The 13965-nt window shown below is 45.9% G+C and carries 12 protein-coding genes; 10 read left to right on the top strand and 2 right to left on the bottom strand.

The window, feature by feature from the left end; translation table 11 throughout:
* Nucleotides 1-216: 216 nt before the first annotated feature.
* The 3 genes from ACI1P1_RS16510 to ACI1P1_RS16500 all read left to right on the top strand — a co-directional run bounded on the left by ACI1P1_RS16510 (nt 217) and on the right by ACI1P1_RS16500 (nt 4416).
* Nucleotides 217-1089 carry a pentapeptide repeat-containing protein gene (locus ACI1P1_RS16510; protein ID WP_416217523.1) on the top strand — a complete coding sequence of 291 codons (873 nt, stop codon included), beginning with the start codon at nt 217-219 and terminating at the stop codon, nt 1087-1089.
* Complete coding sequence (locus tag ACI1P1_RS16505; protein WP_416217522.1) at nt 1086-2333, top strand: nucleotidyltransferase domain-containing protein; 1248 nt, start codon at nt 1086-1088, stop codon at nt 2331-2333. The genes ACI1P1_RS16510 and ACI1P1_RS16505 overlap by 4 nt, the downstream gene beginning before the upstream one ends.
* Before the next feature lie 127 nt (nt 2334-2460).
* The gene (locus ACI1P1_RS16500; protein WP_416217521.1) at nt 2461-4416 is read left to right on the top strand and encodes a hypothetical protein; all 1956 of its coding nucleotides are present in this window, start codon (nt 2461-2463) and stop codon (nt 4414-4416) included.
* Nucleotides 4417-4429: 13 nt separating this feature from the next.
* Here the strand turns inward: ACI1P1_RS16500 and ACI1P1_RS16495 are convergent, their stop codons facing one another.
* Nucleotides 4430-4765 carry a helix-turn-helix domain-containing protein gene (locus tag ACI1P1_RS16495; RefSeq protein ID WP_416217520.1) on the bottom strand — a complete coding sequence of 112 codons (336 nt, stop codon included), beginning with the start codon at nt 4763-4765 and terminating at the stop codon, nt 4430-4432.
* 328 nt (nt 4766-5093) lie between these two features.
* On the opposite strand from ACI1P1_RS16495, the gene ACI1P1_RS16490 reads away from it, so the two are divergent.
* From ACI1P1_RS16490 to ACI1P1_RS16470, 5 genes are all read left to right on the top strand, one after another.
* A complete protein-coding gene (locus ACI1P1_RS16490; RefSeq protein ID WP_416217519.1) occupies nt 5094-5402 on the top strand; it encodes a hypothetical protein in 309 nt (102 codons plus the stop codon).
* A gap of 148 nt (nt 5403-5550) precedes the next feature.
* The gene (locus ACI1P1_RS16485; RefSeq protein ID WP_416217518.1) at nt 5551-7698 is read left to right on the top strand and encodes a sensor histidine kinase; all 2148 of its coding nucleotides are present in this window, start codon (nt 5551-5553) and stop codon (nt 7696-7698) included.
* 31 nt (nt 7699-7729) lie between these two features.
* A complete protein-coding gene (locus ACI1P1_RS16480; RefSeq protein WP_416217517.1) occupies nt 7730-8437 on the top strand; it encodes a response regulator transcription factor in 708 nt (235 codons plus the stop codon).
* Between the two features lie 200 nt (nt 8438-8637).
* Nucleotides 8638-9900: an MFS transporter gene (locus ACI1P1_RS16475; RefSeq protein ID WP_416217516.1), complete on the top strand. Its 1263-nt coding sequence runs from the start codon at nt 8638-8640 to the stop codon at nt 9898-9900.
* A 17-nt stretch (nt 9901-9917) separates the two neighbouring features.
* The gene (locus ACI1P1_RS16470; protein WP_416217515.1) at nt 9918-11108 is read left to right on the top strand and encodes a hypothetical protein; all 1191 of its coding nucleotides are present in this window, start codon (nt 9918-9920) and stop codon (nt 11106-11108) included.
* Nucleotides 11109-11167: 59 nt separating this feature from the next.
* Here ACI1P1_RS16470 and ACI1P1_RS16465 read toward each other — a convergent pair whose 3' ends face one another.
* Nucleotides 11168-11752 carry a GNAT family N-acetyltransferase gene (locus ACI1P1_RS16465; protein ID WP_416217514.1) on the bottom strand — a complete coding sequence of 195 codons (585 nt, stop codon included), beginning with the start codon at nt 11750-11752 and terminating at the stop codon, nt 11168-11170.
* A gap of 159 nt (nt 11753-11911) precedes the next feature.
* Here ACI1P1_RS16465 and ACI1P1_RS16460 point away from each other — a divergent pair, with 159 nt between their 5' ends.
* Complete coding sequence (locus ACI1P1_RS16460; protein ID WP_416217513.1) at nt 11912-12640, top strand: LytR/AlgR family response regulator transcription factor; 729 nt, start codon at nt 11912-11914, stop codon at nt 12638-12640.
* 2 nt (nt 12641-12642) lie between these two features.
* Complete coding sequence (locus tag ACI1P1_RS16455; protein WP_416217512.1) at nt 12643-13914, top strand: sensor histidine kinase; 1272 nt, start codon at nt 12643-12645, stop codon at nt 13912-13914.
* The last annotated feature ends 51 nt before the right edge of the window (nt 13915-13965 follow it).

The raw sequence follows: 13965 nt of genomic DNA, 5'->3' as shown, positions 1-13965 counted from the left end.
TAAAAATATTTTTCTTTGGAGGATTCTGTAATATTATGTAGAACTTTATTCCGATAGGACTAAATATTCTTTTAACTAATTATTTATAAGGTAACTGGAATTAAAAACTGTCCATTATGTTAATTAATATTATCGAATCCTTTAGAATATAGAGATTGTATACAGGCGTCGATTACAAATAAATTGTATAATTTATACTGTAAAGGTGATGATGAAATGTTATCTAAAACGGACTTGAATAAACTAGATGTAATTAATAAAATGGTTCTAGTTGAGCAAGAACTAAATGATCAATTTCAATTAGAAGATAAGACAATTCAGAATAGCTCGTTATTATCGCTAGGACTTAATAGAGCAAAGTTTATTAACAGTCGTATAACTCAAACGATAGTACAAGATTGTTATTTAAGAAATGCTACATTTCAAAACGTCGATTTGACGGGTACAAAGTTTATAAATTGTAATTTAGAAAAGGCCAGTTTTAGAGTGTGCAACTTGCGCTATACAGAATTTTCTAAATGTAAAATTAATCTCCAAGAGATTCTGTCCAATCTTCCAACAGAATCGAATCTAAAAATTAATATATTGAAACAGTTGTTGATTAATCAAACAGAAATGTCGGAGAAAAAATCTTGCGACAAATTAAATGTGTTGATTGCTGAGGAAGAGCGTGTAAATTCTAAAAACAAATTTTTGTGTTTAAATAGCTATTACAGTAATATAGGCACTTTGGATCGAGTAAATTCATTTTTTAGTTATATTATGCAAACAATAAGTGGATTTGTTTGGGGATATGGATTAAGTCTTTGGAAGTTATTTAGATTTGCAGTTCTTACAGTGATCTTTTTTGCTGTAATTATTAGCTTTCTTGATTTAGAGTATATAGATAAAATTAACAACAATAAAGTTAGTAGTTTAGAAATACATAATGCTCTCTTCTTGAGTTTCTTGGTATTTTCGGGTAGTGGTTATGGTGAATTTTTACCAAATGGTTTTATGTCAACTATAACATTTGTAATAGAGAGTGGCTTAGGTATCATCTTTTTAGGTTTTTTTGTTTCAGCTGTGTACAGGAGGATAGCTAGATGAGCAGAATAAATTACTCACTTCATAAAGATGTTATCGCAGTAATTGAATACGGCTCCTATGCTAGAGGAGACAGTGATGAAAGATCTGACTATGATTTATTTATTTTAATAAGACAGATTTCTGATAAAAAAATAATAAGACTCAAAGAGTGGGTGGGAAATCAATTAGAGAACATAAAATATGAACTAGCTGTTTATGATGAACAAACATTTGAACTAATGTTAAAACACGGCTCATTATTTTTATGGCATTTAAAACTTGAAGGTAAATTAATATTTCATAGGAATAATATATCTATAAATACTCTTTTTGAAGGTCTTGAAAAATTTAAAGGCTCTGTAGAAGATATGTTTTTATACCATCGTTTATATAAGTCTGTACTGACTAGTGTAAAAAGTTATGGAGTTAATTTATTTGATCTTAGTATGCTCTCCATTTTAATACGTAATTCACTAATAGTATTTTGTTATAATAAAAATAACCCACAATTTGGAAGGAAAACGGTATTTGATACGGCATTAAAAATATCCGGTCATTGTTTACCTATTAGCGAATCAACTTATAATCGTTTAATTGATTCTAGATTATTGTATTCTAGAGGAGAAAACGATAATTTGGAAAAAATGCCAAACGCTGACGAGTTTGAAGTTATAGCCAATGAAGTCCAGCAATTGATTTTCTTTGTTTTAAATTCTTTGGGTGTAAAAACTTATTTAGATCGTGTCAAAGCAATCGTGAAAAATAAAATAGATAGGGATTTGTACACTAGTTACGAAATCCAAACAGAGTTTGAAAGAGACTTATATATTTCATTGTTACATTTATGCAGGGTGTCTGATTATTCACTATTAGGACTTGAGAAAAAGCACCAGGAGGCTTTTCAAAGAAGATGCAAAGAGCTAGATATATATGGTGATGTAATTCTTGGGTTTAAAATCTTTAACAGTTTTCAAGTTTTAAAGAAGGATACAACGACCTACGGAGGGGAAAGCAATATTTTTAAATATTCTTACCCAGATGGAAAGGGAATAGAAAGATTAAAAAAGATTGTGGATTTTATTGAAAAGAATAAAGTTACAAAACATATAAAAAAAATAAAACTTCTAAGGATAAATATAATGGTAGATGTATTGTTGGATTTTTTGAATTCAATGGTAAATAAAGACTTGGGGAATTTTATACAGGATATTGAGCGGTACTCAGAAATAATTAAGAATAGAAATTCACAAATTGAAATCCACTAGAATACTGCTTATTAAAGTGCATAATTCTTTTCCTAGTAGAAGATAGCAATCTCTCCGCACGGTTTTATCCGCGGCTTTACAACACTTCTGTGTAAAAATGGGTTGCTTAAAAGGAGTCTTGACAGACATGGATCAACCGTCGTTGCAAACGAGTACGGAAGTGTGGGAGTTTTTATTATTGCATGGTGGGATCGATCTCAAGACGTACGATTTGGATATTGTGAATGAGATGCGAGGAAATCTTAACATTCCTTTGAGCAAAGGAAAGAATAATTTTAGACAAGATTTAATCATCCATGGGGTTGATGTTGAACATCTAATTGTTGCTTTTTTTACCGCGGTAGCTCCATTCTCTAGTATGATGTCAGATCTTCTTGTGCAATTTGAAAAGTCAGGGGCTTTCAAAACGACTCACAACTTGAAAATTAAGTTTGATTTCAATATTAAGTCAACTGCGTTGGAATTTGATTTGGAACATTTTCGTTCGTGGCAAATACAGTTTATTCATGCATTACGTCCGATTTACATGTACGAGGTTACTTCTCATATTTTATTTCAGTTGTACATGGATATATGCACTTTTTTAGATGTGACAGGCCGCAATTGGAATCCAAATCATCAGGAAGTAAAACGGTGGATAAACGATTACGATAGCGGCTTTTTGCCTAAATATATAGTTAAATTTCAACCAGTCGGAAATGAGGGGTTTGATAGCAAGTTTAGTATTTTATGCGATATATGGAATCAAGTTTGGGCTGATTGCCATTATTATAATATTACGCGAACGACAAATGTGCAGATAGGAAAAGATGCTGACGATTATGCACTATATCTGCTAGAATTGCTGTCAGATGGTTGGCTCAAGAATTTTCTATTTGTTTTGGAAGCTATTCATAATAAAGCGTTAGCTAAGATTGAGGATATCGATGCAGAATGGTTAGTACAGGAACAGCCCAAAGAATGGCGTCAGAAATTTTTGCTAGAAGCTATTCAGTTTATGTCAAGTCTTTTGGAGCGAATCCCCAGAACGCTTCGCAATAAATCCATGCTGACACGAGAATTGTTATCCTTTCTTGAGCTCCCTGTTTGGAAAAAACGTTATGATTTATATGCCGCATGGATATCGACTCAAATAATGATTGCCATGGATCCAAACATGACCTACATTCATGAAAATGGGGTTGTCACATTTTCGTTTTCCAGAAATCATTTGGCCACTTCTCGAAAATATGAGCCTACCTTAGAATTATGGTCGGAGGTACGATCTCCCTTGGCCAATCCTTTAGGAAAATCGCGTCAAAATAGTATCCAACCGGATTACTCGTTATTATCAGATATCGGAGATGCTGAAAGAAGTACTCTGCTTGTTGTGGAGTGTAAGCAATATCGAAGAGCGGTTTCGAAAAGCTTTGCGGACGCATTGAACGATTATGCCCGTGGAAGGCCAAATGCAAAGGTTCTGATCGTAAACTATGGAAAAGGAAGTTCTGACATTGCTTCTAGAATCGACCCCCAGTTTTATTCCCGTGTAAAAGTAATTCATGAGATGTGTCCAAACTCGAGTGCGGCCATTCAAGAATTTCAAGATTATCTTAAAAAAACTATTAATCAAGCTTGTAGCGAGAGCTATCAATCAACGATTATGAATTCCCCAGAGCAGGTTACTACACCGCTGCCATTAAAAGTTATGTTAACCTGGGGAGAAAAACCTTATGATTTAGACTTGCATTTAAAAATTGTGACTAGAGACACAGATTCTATTGTTAATATTGATTATCTAAATAAAGGGAAAAGTGAAGACTCTCCTTGGGTAGCTTTGGAGAGGGATGAACAAAAAGGTTTCGGTCCAGAAGAAATGCTGGTGTTTCAATGGATTCCAGGTGGCGTTTATCATTTTTCAGTAAATAACTTTTCCAAGACACCCTCAATCGCACAAAGTGGAGCCAAGGTGAGCGTATTTGTGTATGGATACCCTTCAATTGAGATTTCATGCCCAGTGGAAGGGAGCGGCGAATCATGGGAAGTATTCTCTTTTGATTCTGTAAAATCGCAACTTAGGATATATAATCGATTGGGAAGTTAAATAGAATTCATTCTTATCCTACCGCACTCAAAAACAACCTCAAAAGCTCCAACGCATCCTTGCGTTGCTTTTCCGGACATTGGTTAAGCGCCGCGAGGATGTTTTCTATTTCATCATGGTTGGTTCCGTCATTGTCTTGTCCGAACAGCATTTCGTTGGGGGACATTTTGAGCAAGCCGCCGATGCTGAGCATGGTTTCGATGGACATGCCGGCTTGGCCGCGTTCAATGTCGGCGTAGAATCTGGGGACTCGGCCGATGTGTTCTGCCAATTGCTCGCGGGATAGGCCTAGCGCTTCGCGGCGGGCGCGGATGCGCTGTCCCACTCTCTTTTTGTCGTATGTATTCATAGGAACTCATCTCCATTTCTGTAATGTGGAGTTTATAGTTCCCATTATGTAGGAGCATATACTTGACTTAAATGAGTTTTAAAATTACCATTAAGGTAGTTTTAAAACGTATTTTTGTTTCGTTATATGTCTCTGCGAAGGATAGGAGGGCAGATGAGCAATTTCATTTTGAGACAATTGGAAGAGGAACGCCACAAGCTGAACAAGCTGGGCGAGCAATCATTGGAGCAGTTCATTTCTCTAGCCCGAAACCAAGCCGTACAAGAGCAAAGCCGCAAGGTAGACGAACTAATCACCCGTTATACCAGCACAGCAAGGAGGAACCCGCATGAATGTTCCACCCTGGTTTTTGGAGACGATTCAAGGTCGGTTGGAGGAGGTGGCGGCGCGGATTGAGCGTCATGGTGATTTTGGGCAGGTCCGCGGGGAGGAGGATGCGGCGTTTGCGGCTTTGTTCGGCTCGGTGGATGTGACGCGGATTCCGGAGTTTGTGGAGTGGGAGGACAAGCATTATATCCGGCAGGGGCTTCAGCATGAACGTCTGTATCTGCAAGGGCTGCAGGATGGGGTGCAGCTTGCGGTGGGGTTGTTGTTTTCTTCTGGACCGTTTGAGCGGGAGACGCCCGGTAAAGGTTGATCGGGTTCGAATCAGGTGTGATCCAGCCACTCGTCAAACGGGTGGCTTTTTTTACTGAACATTTACAAGGACATTTTCCTGTTGGAATGATATTATTTAGTTTATTAGCATTATTTTCGTTTTTTTGCAGATTGGGGTTGGGTTCATCATGGGCAGGCTTCTTCGGTTCGGTTCTCGTACGCTCTGGCTTTATGTAGCGGCTGCTGTTGTGGTTGGGGTGGTTGCTTGCTATGCCGTCATCTCTGCATCGGGTTCCTCTACGATCCAAAGTGAAAGAGGCGTTCTGGATGTGACGCAGGCGCATATCAGTGAGCATCCCCTCCCGTTAAAAGGGGAGTGGGCGTTCTATTGGCAGGAGCTGCTGTCGCCGGAGGACATCCATAATCGTGCTGGAAGAAACGGAGATCAAAACCATTGGATGAACATCCCCAACTCCTGGCTGGGTTACCGGTTAGATGGTGAGACGCTGAACGGTACAGGCTATGCGACGTTTCGGCTGGTGATTAAGCTTGGTGAGCAGGATCGGAATGAGCGGCTTGCGCTGCGGCTGCCTACGATCTTCCATGCGTATAAGCTATGGGTGAATGGTGAGCTGTTGGCGGAGGTTGGGGTGGTTGGTCCGGACAAGAGCAGTGTGACTCCGCGTCTGGCCACGAGGCTGGTGTTCTTCCAGCCTGAGCGTGACCAGGTGGAGCTGGTGATGCAGGTGGCCAACTTCCATCATAAGCGTGGCGGCATCACCTCGAATATTGAGCTGGGCGGCAGTGGTGTGTTAACGGTCAAGACCAAGCTGAGAATTGCCGCTGATATGTTCATCACCGCAAGCCTGCTGGTGATTGGACTGTATCACCTGCTGCTGTTTATCCTGCGGCGCAAGGAAAGGGCTGCTTTGTATTTTGGCCTGTTCACCGTGTTGATGGGGATACGGTCCTTGCTGGTGGGCGAGCTGCTGCTCACCCAATTGTGGCCTTCCATTCCATGGGGCTTGCAGTTCAAGCTCGAATATCTGATTCTTTGCAGCTGTGCATACATCATCATGAGGTACTTCGATTGTATTTTCCCTGATTATGTGTCGCGGTGGTTTCATCTTGCCACGCGGATCGTAACGGCTGTTCTGTGTACCGTTGTGGTGGTGACTCCTGCACGCATCTATACCCAATTATTGGTAATAATTGGTGTGTTCATTGTTCTCCATATGGTTTATCTCATGGTTGGGCTGGCCCATGAAGCTGTGCGGCGCAAGGAGGGAGCGCTGATCTTCCTGCTGGTGTCGGTGGTGGCTCTGGTTACGGTCATCAACGATTTCCTATACTATAATGAATGGTCCCGGGTGGGAAATACATCGCCGCTTGGTTTGCTGGTATTTGCGGTGGCTCAGATCATTCTGCTTTCGTCCCGGTTTACCCGGGCGGCAACGAATGAAGAGCGGATCACACGCGAGCTGCAGGATGCGAACCACAAGCTGGTGGAAATGAATACGAATCTGGAACGGCTTGTACAGGAGCGCACTCATGCCTTATCTGCTGCACATGATGATCTCCGCACCTCCTATGACCGGCTGCTTCATTCCGAACAAGGGAGGAAGAAGCTGCTTGCTTATATCACCCATGATCTGCGGCTGCCGCTGTCCAGCATGCTGGGGTATGTAGAGGCGGTGCAGGACGGGGTCAAGCCCGAACGCAATGATCAGTATCTGAAGTATATCCGGGATAATACCATACGGATTAACCGCATGATCGAGGAGCTGTCCTTCCTGTCGCATCTGGAGACGGGCCAGGTTCCGTACCGGATGAGGCCGGTTCAGGTGAAGCCCTTCCTGCAAGGTTTTTTTGAACAGTATGAGCTGGTTGTGCGTGACGCAGGGCTGGAGTTTGTGCTGGATATGGGAGCTGCGGAGGAGCCAACGCATAACCTGCTTGTTGTGGAGATGGATGAGCAGCGCTTCGATCAGGCTTTATTTAATCTGGTGTCCAACGCCATGAAGTTTACCTCCAGGGGCGGGCTGGTGCGTATTGCGCTGGCAGTGGAAGAGGTGGAGCATCTCCGGTATGCGGTCATCCGCGTAGAGGATTCGGGCATGGGCATTCCTCCGGACCAGCTGGAGGAAATCTTCAACCGCAATTACAAGGTGGAGCGGCCGGGCGTAGAGCAGGGAGCAGAGGGCAGCGGGCTGGGGCTGGCGATTTGCAGAGAGATCGTCCAAGCCCATGGCGGGACGGTCCGGGCGGAGAGCGACGGCAGGACGGGGGCGGTATTCTACGTGTCGATTCCTTGTATGGTAAGGAGCTTAAAATAGCGGAACATGATTTCGCAAGGAAGGTGACGGTATGGCGGACGCTTACAAAATATTGATCGTCGATGATGATCCCCATATATGCGAAATTGTTCAGGTGTATTGCGAGAGGGAGGGATTCATCTCCTCTTACAGTCATAACGGGGCGGAAGCGATGAAGCTGCTGGTTTCGTTCCAGCCGGATTTGATTGTACTGGATGTGCTGCTGGCGAATGAAAACGGCATTGACTGGTGCAGGAATGCACGGGCTTACACGGATGCGCCTATTCTGTTTCTGAGCAGCCGTGAGGAGGACGAGGTGAAGATCAGCGCCTTATCCTATGGCGGCGACGATTATGTGACCAAGCCGTTCAGTCCTGGGGTACTCATGGCCAAGATCAGGGCTCACCTTCGTAGAGTGTCCAAGGGCAGGAGAGAACAGCTGCTGGAGCTGCCGGGGTTAACGCTTGATTTCTACGCACAGACCGTCAACATGGGGAGTGAATCCATCTTTTTATCCCAAAAGGAGTTCAATCTGCTGTCCTATATGGCACAAAACGTGAATCGCCCCGTCAGTGTCGATGCGTTGTTTCAGCTCGTCTGGGGAATGGAGAGCCTGAAGGATACAAGAACGGTGGCTGTACACATCAGCAATCTACGCAAGAAAATCGAGGCTGATCCTGCCAATCCCGAGAGAATCATTACGGTTCGGGGAGGCGGCTATATGCTGGTTGCCAGAGGAGCGGCACAAGTGCGGACCTAGGCTGTGTTTGCTAACACTCCCTAGCGCCGCGGGGGTTATCGGTTCTATCTTTAAAAATTGAACAAGGGGCTTCTCCGTTATCCTCGGATAATGAAGAGGCCTCTTGTTTGTTGTGCGTCGATGGAGCAATAAAGGGGCATTGCGGCTGGTATTCTATGGTATACTCTTGGTAAATCGCGATCAGAAAGGTAGTCACCCCCATGATGCTGTGGAAGCACCCGCTTATTCAATTGTTAAACCGCAACAAAGGAAATCCGAGAACGCTGATTCTGATGGAGCCGCTCTGGGGGATTCCGTACAATTTAATTGCTCCATTTGCCACGCTGTATATGTATACCCAGGGTATAACGGATGTTCAGATTGGCCTGATTCTGTCGGTGGCGATGTTTGTTCAGGTGTTTTTTTCGTTCTTTGGCGGGATTATCACCGATAAGCTGGGGCGTAAGGTGACGACCATGCTGGGGGATTTTATGGGCTGGAGTGTGGCTTGTTTGGTCTGGGCTGTGTCGGGCAGCTTCTGGCTTTTCCTGCTGGCGGTTGTATTCAACAGCTTCGAGCAGATTAACCAGACGGCCTGGTTTTGCTTATTGATTGAGGATGCAGAGCCCAAGGATTTATTGGGCATCTATACGTGGGCCAACATCGGCGGTTTGGTGGCTGTCTTTTTTGCGCCTATTTCGGGCTTATTGATCCAGTCCTTCAGTGTGGTTCCGGTTGTCCGGGTGCTGTATGTGGTTTTCGCGGTCAATATGCTGATTAAGGTGATCATTACGCTCCGGCATTGTGATGAAACCCGGCAGGGCAAGCTCCGTATGGCCGAGACGAAGGGCACCTCTGTTTCGCAGATGCTCTATGAATACAAGGACCTGATTCCCAAGGTGCTGAAGAATAAGGAGATTCTGAAGGTGCTGATGGTCTCCGTGATTTTGCATATTACGAATCTGATCAGTGCCAATTTCTTCAGCTTGTATGTCACCCAGCGGTTAGGCATCGCGGAGCGGTATCTGGCGTTTTTCCCCATATTGAATGCAGCGGTGATGCTGAGCTTCATGGTGGGTATCCAGCACCGTCTGGAGGGGGTGAAGTTCCGGATTCCCATGCGGACGGGTCTAATCATGTATGCCGCATGTCCGATCCTGCTGATCCTGACTCCCGCCGGGAACATGCTGTTCATAATTCTCTATGTGTTTGTGGCAGCGGTGGCCAATGCTCTGGTTATGCCCCGCAAGGACGCTCTGCTCCAGCTGAACATTCATCCCCAGGAGCGTGCCCGCATTAATGCGCTGATTATGGCCTTTACCATTGCGTTTGCTTCACCCTTCGGCTACCTGGCCGGGTGGTTATCCAGTATGGACCGCCGGCTGCCGTTCTTATTTGTATTTGTGATTTTCGTGGTGGCGATCGTGATTGTTGGGCGAATCCGTGATCCGGAGTTTGCTGAGGAGCAGGGGGAGACTGGTTGAGGGGAGGTATTTTACACATGAGGATACTGCCTTGGTTTGTAGGCTTGTTTACAGGTAAGGGTGAAGACCAGGAAAGCGTAAACAATGGCGAAAGCAATATAGCTTCTCTATCAAGCCCCTTACCTCGAAGCGCGGCATTCGTTAACCTATTTCAAGAGCATAAGCCGGCGGAGTATCATTTTGAAAGATTCGTATACGCGGCACTATGCAGCAGTGGGCTTATTAAAAAGGGTGTTTCACATTCCCAGCTTATATTCATAAAAGAATCATCAGCAGGAAACATTACATGCCAGCTCAAAGTCAATAAGCAAGGAGAACGAGAGAAGAATATTTTTCGTGTTTACTTGAATCATGTATCGGATGATACGTTACAGCTCCAATTGTTTTCATTTTCAACCTACTGCTGTAATCTTAATATTGAAAAAGAGGTTTACCGATACCTTGCGATTATCGCCAGTGAAGCGGGCTATTCGTATCTGGAGCCGTCGGGGATTGTCTACGAATCGAAGGATGACTTTGATTTTTCAACACCGGATATAGGCGATTTGTTTCCTTTTTTAGGACACTTAAGGAGGTTGCCTTCAGAAAAAATTCAAGAGATGGATAGCGAAGCAGATGATGACGATTTACGGAAGCTGCTGGAACTCGTGCATCCTGTGGAATTCAATCTATTCAACTTGATTTCCTATGAACAAACGGTCGCTGTCCCTGATCTTATTATAAGAACGAATCGGGATCTATCGGAAATCCAAAAAAACTACTTGATTAAAATGGCGCGTACGCTGTATTGTGGCCTGCATACCCGCCCAGATCATCGAACTACCGTCAGAGGACAATGTGTTTTGCTAAGCCAGATTGTATTTTTTCTGGCTGCGGACAAATTGAATATACCCGTGCCCAATCTTACTATTTTGGATGGATGTATGAAGGGGATGGGAGCACATACCGTTGCAGCAATAAACGGAAGAATAGTGGATGCGACATCCGATCAGTTTCACGATGGTGGGCGCTGGCTCAATGTCTATGAAGATAATAGTATTTACTTTGACTATTCCAAGTGCTCTCCATCAGAATACAATGAAGAATACATACAACCGTATATCGAATTATTTCGAAGTCAATACAAGGAAATATCGGTAGAGGATTTTCTGCGCAGTACAGATAAATATCTGTTTAAACGATCGAGTGAAGCTCAAGTGTGGAGTTAGGAATATACCTTTTGATCAGGCAAGCTGTATTCGTGATGGGTTTTCTGAAATTTTCGTACTTAATATTCCACACCGCGAACCTTCGAGAAGATCATGGTATTCCGCAGTGAACCGTTAACATCACATGTCTCATTGCGAAGAATCCCCTCTAATGTGAAGCCGCAGCGTTCCGCTACCTTGGCGCTCCGCAGATTATGGGCGTCACACCGGATCTGGATGCGGTTCGCCGATAGCTCTCGTATGGCAAAGTCTGTAATGGCATGTACGGCTTCGGTGATGTAACCCTGCTGTTGGCAAGAGGTGCGGACCCAATATCCAATTTCGAACTTATGCGTCTGCCAATCAATTTGGTGAAGGCCGCTGCTGCCTACGAATTGACCGGTTTCCTTATGTACCAACAGCAGTCTCAGGTCCTTACGCCCGATAAATTGCGCTCTGGCATGCCGCAGGTTTGCCTCGGTTTCTTCGATGGCCGGGGTGTTTTGCGCCCAGGGCATCCAGGGACGCAATTCGTCTATACTTTCTCTGATCGCCTCGTTTACAGCCGCTCCATCATGCCATAACGGTGCACGGATGATCAAACGTTCACTTTCGAAGCTTTCCGGGAAATCCAGCAGGATCGGGTCGGGATTGGCGGTGCTCATATGCTTCCCTCCAAGGAAATATTTCCAGTAACCATACCATAGAGGGCGTTTCTTTTTCAAGAGAAAGTTATGGCAAACAGGCCATCCTTTTCTTGAAATGAAAGCGATAGTTTCATATAATGTTGATGCTGCTTTTCTGAGAATGGGGAGGTATCCGCTATGCTCCGTATTGCCATCTGTGATGACACGGAGGCTGAGCTGGAACAGATGCTGGCCTTGGCCAATGCATACATTGCCGGCTGCGGCCTTGCTGCTGATGTGCGGGCATTCGGTCATCCGGATGTGCTTTTGACAGCTTATGAAACGGAAACCTTCCATATTTTCCTGCTGGATATGGTGATGCCCATGGTTAACGGATTGGAGCTGGGCCGGAGCATCCGCCGGATCAGCACCGATGCACAGATCATCTACATCACCACCGAACCCGGGTTTGCGCTGGACGCCTATGCGGTAAACCCGCTGCATTATCTTCTTAAGCCCGTAGACAGACAGGCGTTTTTCTCCGCATTGGATTTGGCTGTGGAGAAGGTGAACTTCGGTGAGGAGCTGCATGTGACCGTCAAAACCCGGCAGGGGCTCCGCACGTTGTCCGCCGATGCCATTGCCTGCTGTGAATATGTGCGCCACAGTGTCGTGTATACGCTATTAAACGGCGAACGGGTAGAAACCACTACGATTACCGGCAGCTTTGCCAACCACATTGCCCCACTGCTCCAGGACCGCCGCTTTATCCAGCCCCACGCCGCATTTGCCGTCAATATGAGCCGGGTGGAGCGCTTAAGCAGGGAGGAATTCACCCTCCGGGGCGGTTTCCTGGTTCCGGTGTCCGGTAAGCAATATACCTCCGTGCGCAATGCCTACATGAGCTACCGGCTTGGGGAGATGTAACGATGGAGCTGTACGACATTATCCGGTCGGCCGCCACCAATGCCATGCTGGTTATGCTGCTGTTTACGCTGGCGCAGTCCAGATACCGCGCGCCTGTCCAGTGGGCGGCGCTGGCCGTCATCGTGTGCCTGAACACGGGGTTGAACATCTGGTTCTATCTGCAGGATGATTATACCACCCTGGCCAAGCTGGACATTGTGTATTTCATATTTGTGGGCATCGTGGCCAAGCCGCTTTTTCGGGACCGTCTGATGCAATGGCTGTTCAACTGCTTCATGGTCATGAATATCTATGCTGCCGGAGTCATTCTAAGCTTCTATCTGTGTCATTTGCTCCCGTATCCCAATTATGCGGTCACGCTGCTGCGTGTACTGCTGTTCGGCGCGGCCATTTATCTGTTCCGCCATCATCTGCGGCCCTTGTACCGCCAGGCAGCCGAACGGTGGGATGTGTATCTGATTGTGTCTGCGGCGCTGTTTATGAACTTTGCCTGGTACTTCTTCTCCGGCGCCGACGTGACCCGGATGCTGACGGAGAATATAGCTCCTCTTCTGCTCCTGATTCTGCTGGCGGTGCTGCTGTATCTGGCGGCCCTTCTTTCGCTTCGCAAGCACATGCAGGAAACGCTGCTGCGGGAGGAGCATCTGAACATCCGGGCCGACCGGGAGCTGACCCGCCACCGCCTGGCCCTGATGGACGAAGCGGTGCGTCAGATGAGCATTGCCCAGCATGATCGCCGCCACTTCAATAATACGCTGCTCGGCCTGCTGGAGCAGGGCGAAGCCGGCAAAGCCGCCGGCCTTATCCGCAGCTACAGCGAGTCTTTGCCCCGGAAGCCCCGGAGCTATTGCGACAATGTGCCGGTGAATGCCGCCGTGTCCTATTATGCCGAGTTGGCCAGGCAGCAGGACATCCGCTGCGATTTGCGCCTCGATATTCCCCAAACCCTGGATGTGGACGAGATGTCCCTTGCGATAACGGTGTCCAACCTGATGGAAAATGCCATAACCGCCGTATCCGCCCTTCCCGCACCCGACCGCCGCCTGCGCCTGACGGCCGTCTATGCCGGCCAGCTGATTCTGGAATGCTCCAACCCCTTTACCGGTTCGGTCGCCTTTGACGAAGCGGGGCTTCCTGTTTCCGCAAAGGAGGGGCATGGCACGGGCAGCCGGAGCGTGGCGGATTTTGTCAGGAAATGCGGCGGGGAGCTGGTGTATGAGGTGAAGGAGGGGCTGTTTCGGGTGCGCATCGGCATGATCGGCAACAATAAGTAGAAAATGGCGGTTTTTAAGTAGATTTGCCGCACACACTCCTTTTTTATGCTA

This window comes from Paenibacillus mesotrionivorans (assembly GCF_046098205.1).
GTDB classification, from domain to species: Bacteria; Bacillota; Bacilli; order Paenibacillales; family NBRC-103111; genus Paenibacillus_AR; species Paenibacillus_AR mesotrionivorans.
This window is presented reverse-complemented; position numbering and strand designations above follow the sequence as displayed.